Consider the following 21,276-nt stretch of genomic DNA (forward strand, 5'->3'; position numbering starts at 1 on the left):
ATATGTAGAACTAATTCGTTTAAAGCGTTAAAATAAATGGATTAGTTCTATTTGTGTTTCGTGCTTGCTTGACGGTTGATAGTAAGTCTAGTAACATAATGACAATTGTAAGAAAATACGTTTTTAGGAAGTTGAAAAAATGGTCGATTATAAAATTAGAGTAAAAAATGTTACAAAAGAATATGACTTATTTAAAACAAAGTCTGAACATATTAAATCATTCTTTTCTTTTAAAAATACGACCGTACCTCATTTTTGGTCATTAAAAGGAATTTCAATGGATGTGATGAGCGGCGAAACGCTTGGCCTAATTGGTGTTAATGGTTCAGGTAAATCAACATTGTCGAATATTATCTCAGGTATTATTCCGCAAACGACAGGTATTGTGGACGTCCGCGGTGAAACATCAATTATCGCGATTGGTGCCGGTTTAAGAGGGCAGTTAACTGGACTAGAAAATATTCGTTTAAAAGGATTAATGCAAGGCTTAACGAACAAACAAATTGATGATATTTTAGAAGATATTATTAACTTTGCTGATTTAGGTGATTTTGTTTATCAACCCGTTAAAAGTTATTCGAGTGGGATGAAATCTCGTTTAGGTTTTGCCATTGCCGTGCATATTGATCCTGATATCTTAATTATTGATGAAGCTTTATCGGTCGGCGATGATACTTTCTATCAAAAATGTGTCGACAAAATTAATGAATTTAAGGATCAAGGGAAAACAATTATTTTTGTTAGTCATTCTTTAAAACAAATTGAAATGTTATGTGACCGTGTTGCATGGATCCAATATGGCGATTTAAAACAAGTTGGCCCAACTAAAGACGTTGTGGATAAATATAAAGCGTACATCGATTGGTTTAAAGGTTTATCAAAGAAAGAAAAAACGGCCTATCAGTTAGAACAAAAAGAGGCCCAAAAAGCCTTTAGTATCGATGACTACCTTGTCAGCCAAGTTGATAAACAAAGTGCTGAAGAAGCGAATTCTGACGTTTCAAAGCAAGTTATCACTGACAGAGTCAAAAAGGATTTCTACGGTTCCGTTTTAAACGAAAAAATGTCTAAACCAAGTAAAGTATTAACGGTGGTCGTATTACTGGCAGTTGTTTTCTTTAGTTTAGCTAATGTATCGGGACATTCAATTACGCATATTATTGAACATCCAACGAGTCTCATCCATCCGGCTAAAACAAACAAGTAAATAAATGAAACGTTAACGGGTGATAATGCGTTAACGTTTTTTTGTACTGACATTTGGGTAATCTTGAACCGTTTTACTTAATTGTTAAAAGGAATTAGAAAGTTATTGACAACGCTTACATTAAATGTTATCTTAGTCTTGTAAGGTATATGAATTACCTTTATCAATTCTCTTTCTCTCTTATGCTGGCCACTATTGCGATGTAGTGGCTTTTTTTGTGCTTATTGTACTTATGAACGAATGTGTTTATACTTAAGTTAAGCGAATAAATGTAGAAAGTTGGATTTAACATGAAAAGTCATGAAGTTTTATCGTTAATCGAAGAAATTACAAGAAATGATGACTCTAAATATTTTGAATTATCGAACATGGTTCAAAATGGTCGGGCAGAACTTGCGGTTCAAAGAGGTTTTCTGAAGGAAGTCCGTATTTTACAATTAAATATTCCTAGATCATCGCATGTTATCAATTATGAAAAGTATATTAATGAAAATTTTGAAATGCCAATTGAAGCATTTACGGAATATCAAGAGTGGCACAGAACTGAAGAAGCGCAGAACGACTTGGATGCCATATTGATGGACAATCATATTGAGTAAGGAATGCCAAAAACCTCTTTACAAAATGGGTTAATCTATGGTATAAAATAGTATAGACAGAAATGAAATGATTGCTCAGTAGTTCAGCGGTAGAACGCTTGACTGTTAATCAAGATGTCGTAGGTTCGATCCCTACCTGAGCAGTATTCATAGAGGATGATCGACTTACTGCCGATTATCTTTTTTTATTTATGAACTTAACTTTTTGAGTCCATTGTAAGAAATTAATGATTAACTTGAATTATTTCTGAATACAGTTTAAAATTAAGAGATTGTCAGAAAGGGGGATTGCGAAATGTCATCAAACAACCATACAGGTGTCGGTAACGATCGTCGTCCAGTTAACACTCCAAACAAAAAGAACCGTCGTCGTAAACAACAAGAACTTGCTACTTTCTTAAAAGAAAGCAAAGCTAACGACGCAGCAGCTGCAGCAAAAAAAGCATAATTTAGTTAAATAAATGATGGCCACCGTTGATCGTAACGGTGGTTTTTTTGCGTATTTTGTTAAAAGAATCTTTTATTTAAATATATTTATGTAGGATTTTAGCATACAATAAAAGAATCAATAAAACTGACTAACGGAGTGATTAAGATGGCAAAAAATTTCTACGCAGTATACAAAGGACGTAAAACAGGTATTTTTACAAAATGGCCTGATGTGGCTAAATTAGTTAATGGATTTGATGGTGCGCGTTACAAAGGGTTTGAAACTAGGGATGAGGCACAGAATTGGATGGATGATGGTGCACCAAAGCCAACGTCCGTTAGTGGTAAAAAAAGTAGTAAAACAACGCGCAATTCGGTCGTTTTAACGCCTGATTCAATTCAAGTCTGGACTGATGGTGGATCAAGAAATCATGGTAATGTAAAAGGTGGACATGTCTTAAATGAAGACACGGCTGCTTGGGCCTTTTACATCAAGACGCCAGGTGAGACATTTTCCGGTACGGATGGTGAAAAAGGTAAAACCAATAATTATATGGAAATCACGGCATTTTTACAGGCTATAAAAAAATTAATTGATTTAGGATTACGAGAAGAGCATATTGTGTTTATTTTAGATTCTAAATATGTTTTGAATGCCATTGAAAAAAAATGGTTGGCCGGATGGCAACGTCGAGGTTGGAAAAAGGCGGATGGTCAAACTGTACTTAACGTTGAACTTTGGCAACAAGTAGCCGAATTACTACCGGCTCTGACACATGTTGATTTTGAATGGACGAAGGGGCATGCGGATAACGAAGGTAATAATAAAGTTGACGAATTGTTAAATGAAACGATGGATCAGATGTAAGCAGTGTTGAGTGAAGTAAGCGGGTTTTCTATTAACGTAGAAAGCCTTTTTTTGTGGGGATAATTAAAAATAAGGTCACTGGTAACGGTAAAGTAGTTATTTAAAGCGTTTACTGAAAGCGGTTGCTATATTTTGTATATGGTGTTATTATATCCATGAAGATAGATATAAGGAGATGGTTGGGAATGGAAGCTGAAGAGCTAGAACCAAGGCAATCTGAAGCATTACAGGAATTTATTTCAAATTTGGACATACTAAATGCCTTGGCTGATGAAAAAAGGCAACGATTAATCATTTTGCTAGGATCAAGGTATCAACGGGAACTAACAGTATCTGAACTAGTAGATCGTATGTCTTTGTCGCAACCAGCAGTCTCACACCATTTAAAAGTGTTAAAAGATGTGGGGTTAATTGATTTTAAACAAACCGGATTAAAACGATTTTATTTTTTAACACCTGATAAGACGTTAAATCGATTAGAACACCTCATTAAAATGATCCGCGAGGGCGAAAAATTAAAGGAGGACTAAAGTTATGGCTCAAAAAGCATATATGATTGGAACCGGTGTTGGTAATTTAGCAGCAGGTATTTATTTAATTCGTGATGGTGGTTGGCACGGTGACCAAATTACGATGTTTGGACTAGAAAAGCATGGTGCTAATGATGGTGCCGCAGTTGAAGATTACATTTCTGAGTATGGAAATCAAAGTCTAAGTAACCAAAAAGGGTTCTTAGCAAAAGGCGGCCGTATGCTGAATGAGGAAACATACGAAAATCTTTGGGATGTTCTTCGGGAAGTACCATCCCTGGATCATCCTGATAAAACAGTAACAGAAGAAATATTAGATTTTGACCATGCACATCCAACGCATGATATTGCACGTTTGATTGATAAAATGGATGGTATTCGAAATAAAGGTGGTAAGAATGATTACCGCCATATGCAATTTAACACCCGTGATCGTATGTTGTTAACAAAATTAATGATGATGCCAGAATCAAAGGAATCAGAAATTAATGATATTAGTATTGAAAAATGGTTTGAAAATAGCCCACATATGTTTACGACGAACTTCTGGTACATGTGGCAAACAACTTTCGCATTTAAAAAGGAAAGTTCAGCAATGGAATTACGCCGATACATGAACCGAATGATTTTAGAATTTAGCCGAATTAATACGTTGGAAGGTGTTACGAGAACACCATACAACCAATATGAAAGTATTATTTTACCAATGCGCAAATATCTTTCAGATCGTGGTGTAACATTTGTGGATAATCGTAAGATAACTGAATTTAAATTTAAAGATACGGCCTTACGTGACGATATTGTCGTTACCGGTCTTGAATACGAAGAAGTTGACAATGACAACCAAATTGGTGAAATCGTTATTAACGATGGTGATTTAGTCTTTGATACAAACGGCTCAATTACGGATAGCTCTTCAATGGGCGACATTGATACACCAATTGTTGAAAATATGGAATATGCGCCTAGTGCCAAACTTTGGAAACAAGCAACTGAACATTTCTACAGTTTAGGTAAACCGGATAAATTCTTTAACGATCGTCAACAAAGTGAATGGATGAGTTTCACAGTTACGACTGATAACCATTTTGCAGTTAATGAAATCGCACGAATTACGCAACAAGAACCAGGTAACGCATTAAATACCTGGGTTGATAGTAATAATTTGTTGTCAATCGTCGTTCATCATCAACCACATTTCCATGCACAAAAAGAAAATGAAACTGTTTTCTGGGGCTACTGCCTGTACCCACGTCGTAAAGGTGATTTCGTTCAGAAACCATTTATTGAAATGACGGGTCGTGAGATGCTCGAAGAATTACTAGGACATCTTGCTCAGACGGATACGGCAACGGATAACATTAGTCGCCATACTGATGAGATTATGGACAGCGTGGTTAACGTTATCCCTGTCTACATGCCTTACGCAAGTTCATTATTTAATCGTCGTGCAATTGGTGATCGTCCGGATGTTGTACCTGAACATTCAAAAAACTTAGCATTTATCAGTCAATTTGCGGAAATGCCATTTGACATGGTCTTTACAGAACAATATTCATTCCGTTGTGCACAAGTTGCTGTGTATAAGTTCTTAGGGATTTCAGATACACAATTGACACCAATGCATCATTATGAAAAAATGCCAAAAGTTTTGGCTAAAGCAACAAAAACAATGTTTAGATAAACTAAAATAACGATTTATAATCAATTTTATAAATCGTTATTTTTTTTGGTGTATAATTAAGGCTTATTCTAACTCGGAGAAGGTGTCTTAATGATCAAAATTAATGCGGCGGTTGATCAGATAGAATTATCAGGCATTCGTCAATTTGATGAATGGGTTTCAAAAATAGATGGTGTTAGCAAACTAACCTTGGGTGAGCCTAATTTTGTCACGCCACAGCATATTATGGATGCGACAAAAAGAGCGCTTGACCAGGGTAAAACGCATTATGAGGCCTCTGCGGGTAATCCAGAATTACGACGAGCTACCGCTGAGTACTATAACGAAAAATTTGAACTAAATTATAGGGCGTCTAACGTTTTGGTAACCGTAGGCGCAACCGAAGCAATTGCAACGGCGCTTAAAACGATAACGGCACCCGGAGACTATGTTCTGATACCAGTTCCGTGTTATCCGGCATATCTTCCGTTAATGGCATTGCAAGGCGTTAAGCCTATATTTATGGACACTCGTGCAACAAATTTTAGAGTCACGGCAGCGCTCATTGAAGAAACGTTAGGTCAAAATAAGGATAAATCGATCGTAGGTTTTATTTTTAATTATCCAACCAATCCCACTGGAATATCGTACGACTGTGCAGAGTTATCTGCCATTAAAGATATTCTGAAAATGAACGGTATTTGGGTAATGAGTGATGAAATCTATTGTGAATTAACTTACGATCAACCTCATATTTCGATGGCTAGCTTATATCCTGAAGGGACTATTTTAATAATGGGATTGTCTAAATCACACGCTATGACTGGTTGGCGAATTGGGTTTGTATTGGCAGAAGAACGATTAATTACCGCCATGAAAAAAGTTCATCAATATCATGTGACAACTGCGGCGACATTATCTCAGGTAGCTGCGCTTGAAGCAGTCACAAATGGTAAGCAAGATAGTGTTTCAATGAGAGATATTTATCAGACAAGACGTGACAGACTGGTTACATTGTTAAAAAAAATAGGTTATAATTTAATTAAGCCGGACGGAACATTTTATCTGTTCGTCCAAGTACCTGAGAAGTTAAAGGTAACGTCCGTAGAATTTTGTCGGAAACTTGCGATACAAGAAAAAGTGGCCGTTATTCCAGGTAGCGCGTTTACCGAATTCGGTGAGGGGTACTTTAGAGTAAGCTTCGCTGCTAGCGATGAACAATTAGAAAAGGTTGTCATTGCGTTAAAGAACATTGGGCATTAAAGTCAAATTATTAACCTATTTATGGTACGTTTGTGGTAGCTAAAGGAGTGATTAAAATGGATGGAAATGTTGAATGGACAATTACCGAATTGAAAAAAATTGAAACAAAAGAAAATAAATTACTAATTGAGGCAACGATTACGCTGTTAAAAGATCAAGCAGTTGAGATTGAAAGTTTGCATGGTTCAATGGAGGGACAACTTTGGAGCCCTAGTAATTGGCGCAAGTAGCTCGTGAGATTGACAAGATAACAAGTAAGGAGTGACGATATGAATAATAGATTAGAAAAATTAGATTTTGAGATAACACCGGTGACATTCAAACGCGTTTTAGTTGCCATAGATGAGGACGATTCAGCATCGTCTATCTTAGCTTTTAATTATGCGGTAGCGTTGGCCAAACTACAGCAAATTCCATTAGGGATCGTTTCTATTTTGGAGACTAGTGATATGAATATTTTTGATTCTATGACGCCAGACGTTATTAAGAAAAAAAGGCAATCACTTGAAGAAAGTATTGAACGTTACGTAGATAAAGCACGTGATTTTGGGGTTGAACATGTTGAAGCAATTGTTTCCGCTGGTAGACCTGGTTCTGAAATTGTAGAACATATTATTCCAGAATTTAAACCAGATATCTTAATTTGTGGGTCAAAAACAAATAAACCAAGCGGCTCTAAAAAGATGTTCATTGGATCACAGGCAAGCTACATGGCACAAAATGCACAATGTTCTGTTAGCGTGATTAGATAAATATCTTTAAAAACAGAATAATAAAAGGGGGAAAAACTAATAATTTAGTTTTTTGCTCTTTTTTTTTATAAAAATGACAAAAAAGTTCGTATTTGTGATAAGATTATGATTAGTAAATTAAAATATAGTGAGGATGGTTAAATTGAAATATTACAAAGCGTACCGAGTAAGTCTTGGTTGGCAAATACTAATTGGATTAATTTTAGGTGTTATTATTGGGGCTCTTGGTTACCAAAATAAACTTATTATTAATTCGCTTCAACCACTTGGGACCATCTTTATCAATATGATTAAAATGATCGTATTACCGATTGTTGTTTCGTGTCTGGTTGTCGGAATCGCCAATATGGGAGATATCCACAAGTTAGGTAGAATCGGTGGGAAAACATTAATTTACTTTGAAATTATGACCACGATTGCAATTGCATTAGGATTAATTGTGGGTAACTTAACAAAACCAGGTCAATTTATCGATATTACGGCCTTGAGTAAGGTGGATATCAGTCAATATGTGACGACTGAAAAATCAACCTCCACCGGATTGAGTACCATTTTAATGAACGTTGTTCCAACTAATATTTTTAAGTCACTTGTTGAAGGGGATATGTTACCAATCATTTTCTTCTCAGTTTTATTCGGACTTGGAACGGCTACGCTGGGTGAAAAAGGCAAGCCGATTATTGATTTCTTTACGGCCGTATCTGAAGTTATGTTTAAAGTAACAAATTGGGTAATGAAGTTAGCGCCAATTGGTGTTTTTGCCTTAATCGGTGTTACAATAGCCCAGTTGGGTGTCGCAGCGTTGAAGCCATTAGGATTTTTTATCCTAGTGACCTATCTAACAATGATCTTTTTTGTTATTGTAGTAATGGGGCTTGTTGCTAAATTATTTAAAATTGATTTGATTGTATTATTGAAAGTAATTAAGGATGAAATGATACTGGCTTTTTCAACGGCAAGTTCCGAGGCGGCCTTACCTAAAATTATGGAGAAAATGGAAAACTTTGGTGTTAAAAAAGGGATTGTTTCCTTTGTGATTCCAACAGGATATACATTCAACCTTGATGGATCGGCTATTTATCAATCAATTGCGGCATTATTTTTAGCACAGGCTTACCATATTCATCTCTCAATTGGTCAACAAATTACATTACTAGTTGTCCTAATGATTACATCAAAAGGGATGGCCGGTGTACCTGGCGCGTCATTCGTCGTCTTACTGGCTACGATTGCAACTATTGGCGTTCCGGCTTCAGGGTTGGCTTTTATCGCCGGAGTTGATAGAATCATAGATATGGGTCGTACAACCGTCAACGTTGTTGGTAACTCATTAGCAGCAGTAATTATTGCACAATCCGAAAACGAATTTGATCGTGACAAAAATAAAAGGTATTTAAAAGAATTAAACATTAAGTAACCTTAAAAAGGGGGCTTTCGGACAAAATGACAAAAGAAATTAAATTAACATGGCTATTAATTGGTTCAGTAATCAGTAGTGCGGGCTCAAGTTTCGTTTGGCCGTTAACAACAATTTACATGCATAATTACTTGGGTAAAAGTTTAACATTTTCTGGAATTGTATTATTGATCAACTCAGTTGCGACAATTATTGGAAACTATGCGGGTGGGTACTTGTTCGATAAATGGCGACCTTACTATGCCACTTTAGTGGGAATTGTTATCGCTTGGTTATCTATTTTAGGATTAGTCTTCATGCATGGATGGCCAGCGTATCCAATTTTGTTAGTCATTTTAGGATTAGGCAATGGGGTCGTGGCGACCGTTTTGAATTCGTTTGCGGCAACTATCAGAAGAAAAGATAGTCGATATGTTTTTAATCTATTTTACTTAGCATTGAATTTAGGTATCGTTATTGGAACACTACTTGTTGGCTACATAATAGAAGTTAGTATTACAATGGTCTTTGTTTCGGCCTTAATTTTATACTCAATATTTTTAATTATTGCTATTTTTGCTTACCGAGTTGACCCTAAACGTAAGAAGGTTAAACCAACTAAATCAGAAAAAGCAAATGGCGTTAATCCGAAGGTTTGGATTATTGGCGCTATGTGGATAACATTCCTTGTAATCTGGTTAAGTTATGAACAATGGCAAAGTAATTTATCAATTTATATGGACAAGTTAGATATTCCGTTAAGTCAATATAGTTTATTATGGACAATTAACGCTGGACTGATTGTTTTTGGACAACCATTAGTATCACTTGTGACGCGGACAATTGCGAAGTCATTATTTAGACAAATTATTATGGGTATTGGATTATTCGCATTATCATTCACAACGCTTATTTTTGCGAAAGATTTCTCTCATTTTGTCTTCTCAATGGTCTTGTTGACATTAGGTGAGATGGTTGCCTTTCCGGCTATTCCGGCTTGGATCAATGAGCTAGCTGAACCCGGTCAAGAAGGTAAGGCACAGGGGACAATTAATATTGCCGCATCTATCGGTAAAGCTTTAGGACCATTAGTGGGTGGTATCGTAATCGAACGCCTATCATACAATGGCTTATTTATCGGTTCGACATTATTAATTTTACTTGCTTTGGCAGTTGTTGTACTTGCAACGAAGAAAGCAAACATACAATCATAGAAAAAAAGTGTCACAACTATCGCAGTTGTGACACTTTTTCTATTCTAAATCATTAAAATAAGTTAATAAATCAGTCGTAGATAGGTTGGCGCGTGCCTCGCCCGACAAGTCTGATTGGATTTGACCATCGTTTAAAACGATAGTTCGATTGCCATATGATAGTGCATCTTCTAAATGATGTGTAATCATGAGGCACGATAATTGTTCTTGTTCAACAATTTTGGCAGTTAGTTTTAATAACTCTTGACTGGTTTTAGGGTCAAGGGCTGCCGTATGTTCATCTAATAAGAGTAAGTCAGGTTGGACTAAGGTAGCCATTAAGAAACTTAATGTTTGGCGTTGTCCGCCTGATAAATTACCAGCGGGGGTGTTCAAATGTTCTGACAACCCGTTTGGTATTTGTTTAGTTAATTCTTGAAATTTTGTCATTTGTTGTTTTAAATGACGGGGTTTGAATTTACGACGACGGCCTCTATTTAAAGCCAATAAGAGATTTTCAGCGACGGTCATTCTAGGAGCCGTTCCCATCTTAGGATCTTGAAAAACACGGCTAATATAATTTGTGCGTTTAATATCGTTTTCAGATGTAATATTTTTAGTTCCTAACAGAATCTGGCCACTTGCGGGTTTAATATTACCGGCAATAGTATTGAAAAGAGTTGATTTACCGGCACCGTTTGTACCGATAACAGTAATAAAGTCGCCTTTATTACTTGTAAGATTTAAATTTTTCAGAATTTGTTGTTCTTCAGAAGTACCAGTGTTAACTGTTGTGACAATATCTGAAAGTGTGAAAACGGGCTCTGTCATTTTGTACGTCCTCCTTCAAATAATGTATTAAGTCGTAGCGATTTTCTGAGTGTGGGCAACATTAAGCAGAACGCTAAGATAATTGCAGAAATTAATTTTAGGTCGTTGGCGTTAAAACCTAATGATAAGACAATTAAGATAACAAATCGGTAGAATATACTACCAATGACAACAGCAATCAAACGAGCCGTTAACGATAGGTTTCCGAAAACAACTTCACCGATAATAATTGCAGCAAGGCCAATAACAATGGTCCCTATTCCCATACTAATATCCGCATACCCATTATTTTGTGCGATTAAGCCACCGGCCAGACCAATGAAACCATTTGAAACCATTAGGCCTAGTATTTTCATGCGATCAGTTTGAATACCGAGTGAACGAGCCATTTTTTCATTATCACCTGTTGCGATGAATGCTTGACCCAATTCGGTGTTTAAAAAGAAAGCTAACAGGCAAATGCTAACAACAACTAGGATGACGCCTAACACAACGGAATCAAATGATGCGGGTAAGCTAGCTAAAAAGTGGGATGAAAAAATGGTGTCTTTACCAATTAAACTAACATTTGCTTTTGTTAATATTCTTAAGTTAATAGAATATAAACTTGTCATAACAAGAATTCCGGCTAACAAAATAGGTATTTTACCTTTTGTATAAAGCAAACCAGTTGCGAGTCCGGCTAGTGTGCCTGCCAAAAATGCAAATAGTGTTGCTAAGAGGGGGTTGATACCATGAACCAAACAAATAACTGTGACGCTAGCGCCCATTGGGAATGTTCCTTCTACAGTCATATCAGGAAAATCTAAAATTCTAAATGAAAGGAAAAGGCCAAGTCCTAAAACACCCCAGAGGAGACCCTGTCCAATAGCAGATACAATAATTGTCATTTGATTAATTCTCCTTTACTTTTAGCTTGATCAATTAATTTTTGTGGGATTGTAATATTCAATGCTTTTGCTGTTTTCAAATTAATAACCAGATCACCTTTTTTTACAAAATTAATTGGCGTCGTTGCGGGGGTACTTTTACCCGAAAGAACATCTGCTGCCATTTTTCCTGTAGCAACGCCCAGGTCGTACTGATTAATACTAATTGTAGCGAGCCCACCATTTTTAACCATCGTGTCCACGGCAGGGAAAACGGGAATTTTAGCTTGCGTTGCGTTCTTAACGAGTGTTTGCATACTTGATGCAACAGTATTATCCGTCGGAACGTAGACTGCATCAACTGACGATACAAGTGTTTGTGACACTTGATCAACGTCGTTTGTAGACGTGATGGTTGCGGATTTCACTTTTAAACCTGAGTTAAGGGCTGCAGTCTTGAATTGCTGATACTGTTTTGTTGCCGAATCATCACTCGACGTATAAAGAATACCGACCGTTTTCATGTCTGGCATTAATTGTTTCATTAATGCCAGTTGGGCATCAATTGGGGCTTGATCAGAAACGCCGGTGATGTTATTACCGGGTTTTTGATTATTGCTGACTAAACCGGCGCCTTTAGGATCGGTCACGGCACCCAAAATAATAGGTGTTTTTTTCGTAACATTTGCCAAAGACTGTGCAGAAGGTGTTGCGATACCAATCATGAGATTAACATTCTCGTTGTTGAATTTATCACTCATAGATTTTAAATTACTTTGATCGGCCTCCGCGTTTTGGAAATCAATGTGAACTGTTTTGCCGGGTATATAGCCACCCGTTTTTAATCCGGCAATAATGCCCTTATGGATTGCATCTAGTGCGGGATGAGTGGTTAGTTGAAGAATCCCTACGGTTGGAACCTTTTTTGAAGTTGATGATACCGGTTGAAGCGCTGAGAAAAAGGCAATCACTAAGAATAGAAATAACGCAATAATAGTTCCAATTAATCGTTTCATTTTAAATGTGCTCCTTTATTTTTTGGTAAAAAAAGACAGTCCTCAGATTCGAGGACTGTCTTAAAAAGACAAAATCCCCCGTATGAATGTACTGATATCCATACAGAGGGTTTTGATTAATAGAAATCAAACCGGTATACAGATACAATCTGAATAGACAGACTGCATCTGTAAGAACAGACTACAATCTGAATAACCGGCTTTGCCAACGATTATTAAGTTTTACTTGTAAATGAGTCATAGGCTTTGATTTCCCTTCTGAGTTAGTTGATAAATGTAGTATAGATAAATCTCAGATTATTGTCAAATGTTATTTAACAGATTTTAAAAGTTATAAGGAGTATAATCTAAAAGACAACAGAATTGATTCAACATTCAGAGTGCGGTATGATATTTTTGTTGGGAAGATACTTATGAATTTATATATGAGGTGAAAGACCATGAAAAAGTCACTAAAAATTGGTATTAGTATTGGTAGTATTTTAGTTTTGGGAATTCTTGGCGGCGCAAGTTACAATCAGAGCACGCATTTTAACAAGGGAATCAAAATTAACAATACGGATGTGAGTGGATTAAGCGTCGATAAAGTTATCAGTAAATTAAAAAATGAAACATCAAAAAATGTAATTTATGTTGGTAGCACGAAGATAGTTGACGCAAAAGATACGACTACTGGATTTACCGATAAAGATACAGAAGCAATTAAGGCGTTAATGAAGAAGCAACGTACGATTCTTCCTTCAGATGTTAAGAAAAACTATGCGATTGTGCCACAAGAATTGGACACGACAATTAGAAAACAACTGAAATCTGAGCTGAAAACGCGATTAACCGAATTAAATAAAACAAGAACGGTTGCTGTTGATGCGAGCTCTGTCTTGCAAGATGGTAAGGTCTCTGTTATTCCTGCTAAGAAGGGAAATCAGTATGATGTTAAAGCAATTTTAGCTGCCTATGATAAAGCTAGTTATAACAGTGTTACGACGCTAAAAGAAACTGAGCTTCAACCTTTATCAGCTGATAGTAACGTGATAAAGGCAGATACTAAAAAACTAGATACGATTGCGGCCAGCCAAACTGTTTACAAGGTTCAGTCAACAGATTATACGTTAAAAGGATCAGAAATTCTTAAAAAAGTGACCGTCAAAGATGGTGAGTATGTCATTGATACAAGCGGTATTTCTGAGAAAGTAGACGAGATTAATAAGAAGCAAGCAACTTTAAATAAAAAATATGATTTTAAAACTGCGACTGGTGAAACTGTCTCGGTTAGTGGTCAATCATACGGTTGGGCGCTTGGAACTAATGACTCTGTGACGCATATTTTAACGGCATTGAAAAATGGAACCGCAACAATTGATGCAACGAACGACAAGTATGGTGTTGGCTATAATACTTATGGAACTGGTTATACAACAACTACAAATCAGGGTATTGGCGATACGTATGCTGAAGTTTCAATTGCGCAACAAAAAGCTTGGATTCATAAAGATGGTAAAGTGGTCTTGACGACAGATGTTGTTACGGGTAAACAAAGTACCGGTGAAGACACGACTAAAGGTGTTTGGTATATCATGTATAAACAGACACCATCAATACTTAAAGGTAGTGAAGTTGGGAAAGCAAATTATTCCGTAAAAGTTGATTATTGGGCTCAGTTCACAAACAGTGGGATTGGATTCCATGATGCTGGTTGGAGAACAAACTGGAGTAAATCTGCATACCTTAAAGATGGATCTGGTGGTTGTGTGAATACAAAACCGGAAGCAATGGTAACCTTATTTGAAAATGTCTCACAAAATGAACCTGTTATCGTTTATTAATAAAAAGCTTAGCCAGTTATCAGACTGGTTAAGCTTTTTTTAATGGTTTATTACTAATATCTTCATAGATAAGTCATAAAAACGGGGTAGGATGACTTTATACCAGAAAGGAAGTTTAACAATATGAAAAATACACCAGATAACGTAACAGCAAGTGATAATATCGTTTCAGCACAAGTCATTGCGTTAAACGACAATGTCATTACCGTAAAAACTGAAGACTCAGAAATTATAAAAATTAAACAACCTGTGAGTACGCAAGGGGACAATTTATTTTTGGAAACGATGAAAGACATCGTTCGATCAGGATTATGGATTCCGGTCAATCGCGTGATGCGAATCATTATGCGTTACGATTGGTTTGATACACCATTTGAAAAATATAGTTATGTTTAGAAATCATGTATAATAACGTCAGAGGTGGCAGAGATGACGATTAAATTAATTGCGGTGGATTTAGACGGAACCTTTTTAAGGGATGATAAATCTTATGACAAAGAAAGGTTTGCACATCAATTTGAACGAATGCAAGAACAAGATATTCATTTTGTAGTTGCAAGTGGCAATCCAACTTTGGCAATCGCTGAGTATTTTAAAGAATTTAAAGATAAGATAGGCTATGTTGCTGAAAATGGAGCGGTTGTTCAAGATGCGAAAGAGTTGTTGAAAGAATATCTGTTTGATAACAAACTTTATCGAGAAACGGTTAACTATCTAAAAGAAACATTTTCCGAGACTGGTTTATTAGCGGTTAATAACCAAGGTGGATTTTATGAAAAAAGTGAACCGGTTGAATTTATTCAGGATTTAACCGACTACTATCCGAAGGTAACTGGAGTTGAAAGCCTAGCAGTGCTTACTCATGATATTTCAATGCTAACGGGTCATTTTCCAGTATCAATCTATGAAAAAATATCGGCGCAATTAAATGCCGAAATGAGTCACAAGCTACAAGCAAAGGCATCGGGATTTGGCTATATTGATATTAATTCTGTAGATGCTACAAAGAAAAATGGACTTAATTTACTTCAAAATCGTTGGCATATTTTGGATGAAGAGGTCGCAACGTTTGGAGATAATGATAATGATCAAGAAATGTTGGCCTTTACGCCAAACAGTTTTTCAATGGCAACTGGTTCGCGACTCGCAAAACAATCGGCTAACCATATAATTGGGTTGAATCAAGACGATAGCGTTTTAGATACGATTGATGATATTTTGGATCAAAAATTTTGAGGGTAGTGCTCTTTGAAAAAGGCACTGCTTTTTTTAGTTCTTTGTATCCGCTTACCAATGCGGTATACTGGATATATCAAAGCATAAGTGGAGGAATATATTTTGACAGTTAAAATAATCGCGGTTGATTTAGATGGTACTTTTTTGAGGGATGATAAAACGTTTGATGAAATTAGATTTAATCGTCAAATGGTTGCAATGAAAAATAAAGGTATCCATTTTGTAGTTGCAAGTGGCAACCAAGTCATGAAAATTAAAGATATTTTTAAGCGTATTTCTGGAGATATTGGATATGTTTCAGATAATGGTGCAGTCATTTATGACGGGGAAGATCATATTAGATCATTTAATATTGATCCAATCGTGTATGAAGAAACAATTTCGTATATCCAAAAGATATCACCTAGTTATGGTATTTTGGCGTCAACGGATCAGAGCGGCTACATCGATGCACGTGAGTCTGATAAATTTGTTGAAATGGCTAATTTATACTATCCTAATATTATTAAAGTTCCTAATTTGAGTAAGATTGATAAAATCATCTCTAAAGTCACAATTAATGGACCACTTGATGAATATAAAAAATTTGCAGTTGAGTTGAAAGAAAACGTTGATGATTCCCTAGTTGCGAAAGTTTCAGGTTTTGGATTTATTGATATTAATGTTAAAGAAGCCACTAAAAGAAATGGATTGAACGCCTTACAAGAACTTTGGCATATACAAGATGGCGAAGTATTAACTGTTGGAGATAATGATAATGATGCAGAGATGTTGGAATACACGCCGCTTAGCTTTGCAATGGCTAAAGCTTCTGAGACTGCTGCCAAAATGGCAGATCACCGAATTGGATCAAATCAAGATGATAGTGTTTTAGATTTAATTGACGATGTTTTAGCGGGTAAATATTAATTAAAGATAAGTGGTAGTTACCGTTAATCTTTTTGCACAAAAAAGCCACTTTTTTCCTAAAAGTGGCTGATAATTGAATTTATTTAGAAACGACGCTAAAACGTTCTTGATGATGTGAGTTTGCCTCAATTTCATCTACTAAAGCGATGGCATAGTCCGCATAACTTATTTCACTTTCACCTTTTTCATTTTTAGTTAATACATCTCCGGCTATTTGATAATGGCCAGTTTTATGACCGTTAGGATTGAAAAATGCGGCGGGTGAAAGGTAAGTCCAATCAAAATTTGTAACCTTTCGAAGATCAGCCAGGGCATTTCGCATACTTTTAGCTGTTGGTTTGGCAGATTCAGGGAATCCTGGTGTATCTCCTAATACCATTGTTTTTTTGGAATCAATAAATAAGCTACTGGCACCACCGACAACAATTAGTTTATTTTCCGTATTAGCTAAAATAGTGATTAAGTGATCTAGAGATGTTTGATGTAAGGTTTCTTGGCCAAGAGGTGCATTGAAAGCATCTACAATGACATCGAAGGGCGCCAAATCAGTAGCGGTGAGATCAAAAAGATCCTTTTCTATAAAGGGAACCTCTTCCGTTAATTTCCGCTTATTTCTAATAATGGCGGTTACGTCTAGTCCGCGAGATAATGCTTCTTTTAATGTCGTGTGACCTTGTTTCCCAGTTGCACCAATAATGCCAATTTTCATTTTAAGAACCCCTTTTCTGATAACTGACTCTACAATAAGATAATGTTATTTTAATGTCAAAGAATACGTCAGTGGCTTTCGTCTTTATTTTATTGGATAAATATGGTATCTTTATAGTTGTTATGGGGATGTTCAGGATTCGACAGGTATAGGTTGAGCTTGGATTGCGTTTCGAAGTTTGCGTCTTCGTTAAAACGCTCAGTTAAATTATAACTGCAAAAAATAATAGTAATACTTACGCTTTAGCTGCTTAATAGCGCTTTAACGTAGATCCTCCTAGTATCGTCCATGTGCTAGATCTGGGTCCTAAATTAAGTGGACTTACGTTGACTTCTTCCACCTGGAGAAGTTAAAAGAGACTAATCAGGTTAGTCAGACGTGTTAGCCCTGTTATACGGCGCTACGGCTGGTGAAATTTAAATAGTATAACTATGAACGTAGATGTTTGAGTGGCAATATGCTTGGACGCGGGTTCGACTCCCGCCATCTCCATTTTACACTTTGAATAGGATTAAAAAACTTCATATAAGTAACATTTTATATTTTTGAAGATTCTATCCAACATAACAGACAAAAAAGACAACTCCTAAAACGGGTTGTCTTTTTTTATTTTTAAAATTAAATGAATAAACTGGACACTAATCCATCATTAAGAGACGTAAAAATTCTTTTGAAGCATTTGAAAAACGATGATTCTTTTTCCAAACAATATTGATATTTGCGGTTAATGGAGGTGATAAAGGAATGAATTTTAGATTTATATCTGTGGTATTTATAATGCCATCAATACAAAGGGCGCTAGTGACGCCTTCTCTTACTAATAGCGAGGCATTATAAAGTAAGTTATAGGTACCAATGATATTTAAATAATCGATACTTCCCCCCAACCATTCAGACAGTTGATTATCAACTAATGATTGATTTGAAATGAGTAGAGGCGTGTCTTTAATATCGTTTGCGACGACCACTTCTTTATTGGCTAAGGGATGCGAGTTATTGACTAAAATGCCCGAATAATCAACTAAAGGTAGTCTCATGTATTCATATTTTTGCTTTTCTACGGGATCAATAACCAATCCAAAATCGATCAAGCCCTTGTCAACTTTTTCTAAGATATCATCCGCATTTCCACTATAAAGATGAATGTTAATGTCGGGATAGTTATCCCTTAAGGCGTGTAATCTTTCCCCGATGAATTTAAAGGCTCGTGTTTCTCCGCCTCCAATTGTTATCTGACCACTAATGACGTCATTTTTGATAAGATTTGTCGTTGTTGACTCTACCAAAGATAAAATTTCGGTTCCTCTATTTACCAAGTAAATACCATCTTCTGTTAATGTAATAAATCGATTTCCCCTAGTAAACAAAGTAACACCTAGTTCATTCTCTAATTCCTTTAATTGTTTTGAAAGGGTAGGTTGAGAAAGATTTAAGACTTCAGCGGCTTTGCTAATTGTTTTTTCACGTGCAACGGTTAGGAAGTAGGTTAAAACGCGTAATTCCATTCGGCTGCTCCTTTCTATGGCGATTAAGAATACATGGGTATTACATATAAGTATTAGTTAAGTATAACCGATACGTATATACTCTGAACAGTAAAGAATGAATAGATATCAGGAGGTAAGTAAATGTTAGACTTACAAAAGAAAATAGTTGGAAAAGATATTTTAAAAGATTCGTCCTTATTTAACGAAATCCATTCTGTGAAACAGAGTAACGAACAATTGCTTATGATGCTGAATTCGAGATACTATCCCAATGAGGAGGTGTTAAGGCAATTGGAGAAAATAACTGGGCAAACAATTGATTCATCGGTAATAGTTTCATTGCCTTTTTATAGCGATTTTGGTAAACATATTACATTCGGAAAAGACATTTTTATTAATCAAAATGTAACATTTGTTGATTTAGGTGGAATAACACTTGAAGATCAGGTCTTAATTGGTCCGGGTTCTAGGTTAATCACAGTTAATCATTTAATTTCTCCTAAAAATAGGCGTGGACTTAACGTAAAACCGATTTATGTTAAGAAGAATGCATGGATTGGGGCAAATGTAACTATTTTACCTGGAGTTACAATTGGCGAAAATTCGGTTGTTGGCGCTGATTCAACTGTGACGAAAGATGTTCCTGATAACGTGATTATAATTGGTAGTCCAGCTAAAGTAGTTCGTAATATTGAAGAAGAAGCTTAATTAATTTTTGCAGAAAGCATAATAAAAACCCCCAAAAATCCAATTCTGGGGGGTTCACTTTATATAATTCGTTGAAATTATTTTTATTTAATATAACGAACTGCGGTACCATATGCAGCAACTGATTGCATATCTTGACCAATAGAACCGGAATCAAAACGCATCATAACGACCGCATCTGCACCCATGCTCGCAGCATTTTCGCGTAGACGATCAATAGATGTATCACGCGATTCAGCCATCATTTCAGTGTAAGCTTTAATTTCGCCACCAACAATATTTTTAAGACTGGCACCGATATTTTTAATCACGTTTTTAGATTGCGTTGTAAGACCGAAAACTTCGCCAATAACTTCGTACTCTCTACCTGGGATACTTTCTGTTGTCACTACTAATATTTTATCTGACATTTATAAAACCTCCGTTTATTTATTATCTTTATCATAACATAGTCAATTTAGAATGAATTAAAAATTGGCTTTATTATTTTGCTTCTTGAATGACTTTAATTTTATTAACTTTAATATCCGTTGTGGGTTTATCGCCTGAGTTGACCTCAACGGCGGCAATCTTATCGACAACATCCATTCCCTCAATAACCTGACCGAAGACGGTGTAAGTACCATCTAGAGAAGGCGTTCCACCTTTTTTATATGCGTCTAGAATTTTTGAAGGCGTTCCATCTTTAATATCGGCACTTGTACTTACATCTTCATTATTTTGAACGATGTAGAATTGACTACCAATTGAATTAGGTTCAGATGTTTGAGCCATTGCTAGGGCACCGCGAATATGGTAGAGACTTTTCGAAATTTCAGTGCCGAAAGGTTTGCCATAAATACTTTCTCCACCAGTACCATCTCCCTTGGGATCTCCACCTTGGATCATGAATTCATTAATAACACGATGGAAAAGAGTATTATTGTAATATCCTTTTTTACTGTGAGTCAAGAAATTTTTAACGGCTTTCGGTGCATATTCGGGGAATAATTTAATTTTAATATTACCCTTTGTTGTTTGAAGCTCAACAACAGCTTCTTTTTTTGATACTGTCGAACTAAGTTGCGGTAACGCTACATTTGATGCCACGCTCGAAGATGAGTCACTTTCTGAAACATTCGTTGCTTTTGTATTTTGATGATAGAAGAAAAAACAGATTCCTCCAAGAATAATGATGACGATTATTGCGATTAAACTGATTATTTTTTTACTTTTCATAGTGACCCCAAACTTTCTTTCTATTATTTACTTACTACAGTTTAACGTAGACGATAATGGTTGTACAAGTTTTAAATTGAAACGAAATGATAGCGCTTGAATAAGAAGAATATGAATGTTATATTTAACATACGTTTAACAAGGGGGGACTTACCATTGAAGGATAACTTAATACTTATTTCACAAAATGATGCGGTCGAAGCTCAAAAAATATTTAAATTGTTAAGTAACCCAACTAGAATGCAAATTATGTATCTACTTGAGCAAACGGAGTTAACGGTTTCTCAAATTAAGGATCGGCTAGGAATTGAACAGTCAGTTGTTTCACATCAGTTACAGCTGTTTAAACAACATCAGCTGGTTACGGTACGCAAGGTGGGTAAATTAAGTTATTACAGACTTGAAGACCAGCATATTATTAGTATATTGACGCAAACGTTAAAACACGCAAATCATGTTTTACATCATTAAAATGTGGCATGTGATTAGATTATTGGGGGTATATCATGTTTATTAAAAACGAATTTAAATGGGAAAAATTAAATTTATACATAGAACAAATGACCCACG

General features: G+C 35.9%; 24 protein-coding genes, 1 tRNA gene and 1 other RNA gene. 19 read left to right on the top strand and 7 right to left on the bottom strand.

Going from position 1 to position 21,276, the window contains the following annotated elements; translation table 11 throughout:
- Positions 1-139: 139 nt before the first annotated feature.
- The 12 genes from N0K73_RS06130 to N0K73_RS06185 all read left to right on the top strand — a co-directional run bounded on the left by N0K73_RS06130 (position 140) and on the right by N0K73_RS06185 (position 9,921).
- Positions 140-1,207 carry an ABC transporter ATP-binding protein gene (locus tag N0K73_RS06130; protein WP_112250290.1) on the top strand — a complete coding sequence of 356 codons (1,068 nt, stop codon included), beginning with the start codon at positions 140-142 and terminating at the stop codon, positions 1,205-1,207.
- Positions 1,208-1,497: 290 nt separating this feature from the next.
- Positions 1,498-1,806: a hypothetical protein gene (locus N0K73_RS06135; RefSeq protein WP_112250288.1), complete on the top strand. Its 309-nt coding sequence runs from the start codon at positions 1,498-1,500 to the stop codon at positions 1,804-1,806.
- A gap of 72 nt (positions 1,807-1,878) precedes the next feature.
- Positions 1,879-1,950 (top strand) — tRNA-Asn (locus N0K73_RS06140).
- A 151-nt stretch (positions 1,951-2,101) separates the two neighbouring features.
- Entirely contained in the window at positions 2,102-2,254 is a 153-nt protein-coding gene (locus tag N0K73_RS06145) for a hypothetical protein (protein ID WP_169787604.1), read from the top strand.
- 147 nt (positions 2,255-2,401) lie between these two features.
- Positions 2,402-3,103, top strand: a complete 702-nt coding sequence (locus tag N0K73_RS06150; protein ID WP_112250286.1) for a ribonuclease H family protein — start codon at positions 2,402-2,404, stop codon at positions 3,101-3,103.
- 185 nt (positions 3,104-3,288) lie between these two features.
- Positions 3,289-3,633 (top strand): ArsR/SmtB family transcription factor, encoded by a 345-nt coding sequence (locus N0K73_RS06155; RefSeq protein ID WP_057973751.1) that lies wholly within the window; start codon positions 3,289-3,291, stop codon positions 3,631-3,633.
- A 4-nt stretch (positions 3,634-3,637) separates the two neighbouring features.
- Positions 3,638-5,317, top strand: a complete 1,680-nt coding sequence (locus N0K73_RS06160) for an oleate hydratase (RefSeq protein WP_112250284.1) — start codon at positions 3,638-3,640, stop codon at positions 5,315-5,317.
- Between the two features lie 90 nt (positions 5,318-5,407).
- Entirely contained in the window at positions 5,408-6,559 is a 1,152-nt protein-coding gene (locus tag N0K73_RS06165) for an aminotransferase class I/II-fold pyridoxal phosphate-dependent enzyme (protein ID WP_112250282.1), read from the top strand.
- 56 nt (positions 6,560-6,615) lie between these two features.
- Entirely contained in the window at positions 6,616-6,789 is a 174-nt protein-coding gene (locus N0K73_RS06170; RefSeq protein ID WP_169787605.1) for a hypothetical protein, read from the top strand.
- A gap of 39 nt (positions 6,790-6,828) precedes the next feature.
- On the top strand, positions 6,829-7,311 hold the full coding sequence (locus N0K73_RS06175) for a universal stress protein (protein WP_057973754.1): 483 nt from the start codon (positions 6,829-6,831) through the stop codon (positions 7,309-7,311).
- A gap of 142 nt (positions 7,312-7,453) precedes the next feature.
- Positions 7,454-8,728, top strand: a complete 1,275-nt coding sequence (locus N0K73_RS06180) for a cation:dicarboxylate symporter family transporter (RefSeq protein ID WP_112250280.1) — start codon at positions 7,454-7,456, stop codon at positions 8,726-8,728.
- Between the two features lie 26 nt (positions 8,729-8,754).
- The gene (locus N0K73_RS06185) at positions 8,755-9,921 is read left to right on the top strand and encodes an MDR family MFS transporter (protein ID WP_057973756.1); all 1,167 of its coding nucleotides are present in this window, start codon (positions 8,755-8,757) and stop codon (positions 9,919-9,921) included.
- 39 nt (positions 9,922-9,960) lie between these two features.
- Here N0K73_RS06185 and N0K73_RS06190 read toward each other — a convergent pair whose 3' ends face one another.
- Genes N0K73_RS06190 through trpX form a run of 3 tightly spaced genes read right to left on the bottom strand, consistent with a single transcriptional unit; the run spans position 9,961 to position 12,616 of the window.
- Complete coding sequence (locus N0K73_RS06190; RefSeq protein WP_112250278.1) at positions 9,961-10,731, bottom strand: ABC transporter ATP-binding protein; 771 nt, start codon at positions 10,729-10,731, stop codon at positions 9,961-9,963.
- Positions 10,728-11,621: an ABC transporter permease gene (locus N0K73_RS06195; RefSeq protein WP_057973758.1), complete on the bottom strand. Its 894-nt coding sequence runs from the start codon at positions 11,619-11,621 to the stop codon at positions 10,728-10,730. The genes N0K73_RS06190 and N0K73_RS06195 overlap by 4 nt, the downstream gene beginning before the upstream one ends.
- A complete protein-coding gene (gene trpX / locus N0K73_RS06200) occupies positions 11,618-12,616 on the bottom strand; it encodes a tryptophan ABC transporter substrate-binding protein (RefSeq protein ID WP_057973759.1) in 999 nt (332 codons plus the stop codon). Before trpX ends, N0K73_RS06195 begins: the two co-directional genes overlap by 4 nt.
- Positions 12,617-13,056: 440 nt before the next feature.
- On the opposite strand from trpX, the gene N0K73_RS06205 reads away from it, so the two are divergent.
- The 4 genes from N0K73_RS06205 (at position 13,057) to N0K73_RS06220 (ending at position 16,584) form a co-directional block, all read left to right on the top strand.
- On the top strand, positions 13,057-14,439 hold the full coding sequence (locus N0K73_RS06205; protein ID WP_112250276.1) for a L,D-transpeptidase family protein: 1,383 nt from the start codon (positions 13,057-13,059) through the stop codon (positions 14,437-14,439).
- A gap of 123 nt (positions 14,440-14,562) precedes the next feature.
- On the top strand, positions 14,563-14,835 hold the full coding sequence (locus N0K73_RS06210) for a hypothetical protein (RefSeq protein WP_057973761.1): 273 nt from the start codon (positions 14,563-14,565) through the stop codon (positions 14,833-14,835).
- A gap of 33 nt (positions 14,836-14,868) precedes the next feature.
- Positions 14,869-15,675, top strand: a complete 807-nt coding sequence (locus N0K73_RS06215) for a Cof-type HAD-IIB family hydrolase (RefSeq protein WP_112250274.1) — start codon at positions 14,869-14,871, stop codon at positions 15,673-15,675.
- A gap of 102 nt (positions 15,676-15,777) precedes the next feature.
- Positions 15,778-16,584 (top strand): Cof-type HAD-IIB family hydrolase, encoded by an 807-nt coding sequence (locus N0K73_RS06220; RefSeq protein WP_181647369.1) that lies wholly within the window; start codon positions 15,778-15,780, stop codon positions 16,582-16,584.
- Between the two features lie 79 nt (positions 16,585-16,663).
- Here the strand turns inward: N0K73_RS06220 and N0K73_RS06225 are convergent, their stop codons facing one another.
- Positions 16,664-17,293: an NAD(P)-dependent oxidoreductase gene (locus N0K73_RS06225; protein ID WP_057973764.1), complete on the bottom strand. Its 630-nt coding sequence runs from the start codon at positions 17,291-17,293 to the stop codon at positions 16,664-16,666.
- Positions 17,294-17,417: 124 nt separating this feature from the next.
- Here N0K73_RS06225 and ssrA point away from each other — a divergent pair.
- Positions 17,418-17,788, top strand: a transfer-messenger RNA (tmRNA) gene (gene ssrA, locus N0K73_RS06230).
- A 143-nt stretch (positions 17,789-17,931) separates the two neighbouring features.
- On the opposite strand, the gene N0K73_RS06235 is transcribed toward ssrA, so the two are convergent.
- Positions 17,932-18,798 (bottom strand): LysR family transcriptional regulator, encoded by an 867-nt coding sequence (locus N0K73_RS06235; RefSeq protein WP_112250270.1) that lies wholly within the window; start codon positions 18,796-18,798, stop codon positions 17,932-17,934.
- 123 nt (positions 18,799-18,921) lie between these two features.
- Here N0K73_RS06235 and N0K73_RS06240 point away from each other — a divergent pair, with 123 nt between their 5' ends.
- The gene (locus tag N0K73_RS06240; RefSeq protein WP_112250268.1) at positions 18,922-19,488 is read left to right on the top strand and encodes a DapH/DapD/GlmU-related protein; all 567 of its coding nucleotides are present in this window, start codon (positions 18,922-18,924) and stop codon (positions 19,486-19,488) included.
- 83 nt (positions 19,489-19,571) lie between these two features.
- On the opposite strand, the gene N0K73_RS06245 is transcribed toward N0K73_RS06240, so the two are convergent.
- On the bottom strand, positions 19,572-19,898 hold the full coding sequence (locus tag N0K73_RS06245) for a heavy metal-binding domain-containing protein (protein WP_057973767.1): 327 nt from the start codon (positions 19,896-19,898) through the stop codon (positions 19,572-19,574).
- Positions 19,899-19,971: 73 nt separating this feature from the next.
- On the bottom strand, positions 19,972-20,706 hold the full coding sequence (locus N0K73_RS06250) for a peptidylprolyl isomerase (RefSeq protein ID WP_112250266.1): 735 nt from the start codon (positions 20,704-20,706) through the stop codon (positions 19,972-19,974).
- 156 nt (positions 20,707-20,862) lie between these two features.
- On the opposite strand from N0K73_RS06250, the gene N0K73_RS06255 reads away from it, so the two are divergent.
- Positions 20,863-21,177, top strand: a complete 315-nt coding sequence (locus tag N0K73_RS06255) for an ArsR/SmtB family transcription factor (RefSeq protein ID WP_225416484.1) — start codon at positions 20,863-20,865, stop codon at positions 21,175-21,177.
- Positions 21,178-21,276: the final 99 nt, after the last annotated feature.

Source organism: Dellaglioa algida (assembly GCF_030127605.1).
Classification (GTDB): Bacteria; Bacillota; Bacilli; order Lactobacillales; family Lactobacillaceae; genus Dellaglioa; species Dellaglioa algida.

Excerpts from the sequence above, each read along its gene's own strand:
- N0K73_RS06150 (WP_112250286.1), top strand. The coding sequence starts at position 2,402 with ATGGCAAAAAATTTCTACGCAGTATACAAAGGACGTAAAACAGGTATT.
- N0K73_RS06245 (WP_057973767.1), bottom strand. The coding sequence starts at position 19,898 with ATGTCAGATAAAATATTAGTAGTGACAACAGAAAGTATCCCAGGTAGA.
- N0K73_RS06170 (WP_169787605.1), top strand. The coding sequence starts at position 6,616 with ATGGATGGAAATGTTGAATGGACAATTACCGAATTGAAAAAAATTGAA.
- N0K73_RS06240 (WP_112250268.1), top strand. The coding sequence starts at position 18,922 with ATGTTAGACTTACAAAAGAAAATAGTTGGAAAAGATATTTTAAAAGAT.
- N0K73_RS06160 (WP_112250284.1), top strand. The coding sequence starts at position 3,638 with ATGGCTCAAAAAGCATATATGATTGGAACCGGTGTTGGTAATTTAGCA.
- N0K73_RS06215 (WP_112250274.1), top strand. The coding sequence starts at position 14,869 with ATGACGATTAAATTAATTGCGGTGGATTTAGACGGAACCTTTTTAAGG.
- N0K73_RS06175 (WP_057973754.1), top strand. The coding sequence starts at position 6,829 with ATGAATAATAGATTAGAAAAATTAGATTTTGAGATAACACCGGTGACA.
- N0K73_RS06155 (WP_057973751.1), top strand. The coding sequence starts at position 3,289 with ATGGAAGCTGAAGAGCTAGAACCAAGGCAATCTGAAGCATTACAGGAA.
- N0K73_RS06190 (WP_112250278.1), bottom strand. The coding sequence starts at position 10,731 with ATGACAGAGCCCGTTTTCACACTTTCAGATATTGTCACAACAGTTAAC.
- N0K73_RS06235 (WP_112250270.1), bottom strand. The coding sequence starts at position 18,798 with ATGGAATTACGCGTTTTAACCTACTTCCTAACCGTTGCACGTGAAAAA.
- N0K73_RS06210 (WP_057973761.1), top strand. The coding sequence starts at position 14,563 with ATGAAAAATACACCAGATAACGTAACAGCAAGTGATAATATCGTTTCA.
- N0K73_RS06185 (WP_057973756.1), top strand. The coding sequence starts at position 8,755 with ATGACAAAAGAAATTAAATTAACATGGCTATTAATTGGTTCAGTAATC.
- N0K73_RS06145 (WP_169787604.1), top strand. The coding sequence starts at position 2,102 with ATGTCATCAAACAACCATACAGGTGTCGGTAACGATCGTCGTCCAGTT.
- N0K73_RS06225 (WP_057973764.1), bottom strand. The coding sequence starts at position 17,293 with ATGAAAATTGGCATTATTGGTGCAACTGGGAAACAAGGTCACACGACA.
- N0K73_RS06165 (WP_112250282.1), top strand. The coding sequence starts at position 5,408 with ATGATCAAAATTAATGCGGCGGTTGATCAGATAGAATTATCAGGCATT.
- N0K73_RS06250 (WP_112250266.1), bottom strand. The coding sequence starts at position 20,706 with ATGAAAAGTAAAAAAATAATCAGTTTAATCGCAATAATCGTCATCATT.
- N0K73_RS06130 (WP_112250290.1), top strand. The coding sequence starts at position 140 with ATGGTCGATTATAAAATTAGAGTAAAAAATGTTACAAAAGAATATGAC.
- N0K73_RS06135 (WP_112250288.1), top strand. The coding sequence starts at position 1,498 with ATGAAAAGTCATGAAGTTTTATCGTTAATCGAAGAAATTACAAGAAAT.
- N0K73_RS06195 (WP_057973758.1), bottom strand. The coding sequence starts at position 11,621 with ATGACAATTATTGTATCTGCTATTGGACAGGGTCTCCTCTGGGGTGTT.
- N0K73_RS06205 (WP_112250276.1), top strand. The coding sequence starts at position 13,057 with ATGAAAAAGTCACTAAAAATTGGTATTAGTATTGGTAGTATTTTAGTT.
- trpX (WP_057973759.1), bottom strand. The coding sequence starts at position 12,616 with ATGAAACGATTAATTGGAACTATTATTGCGTTATTTCTATTCTTAGTG.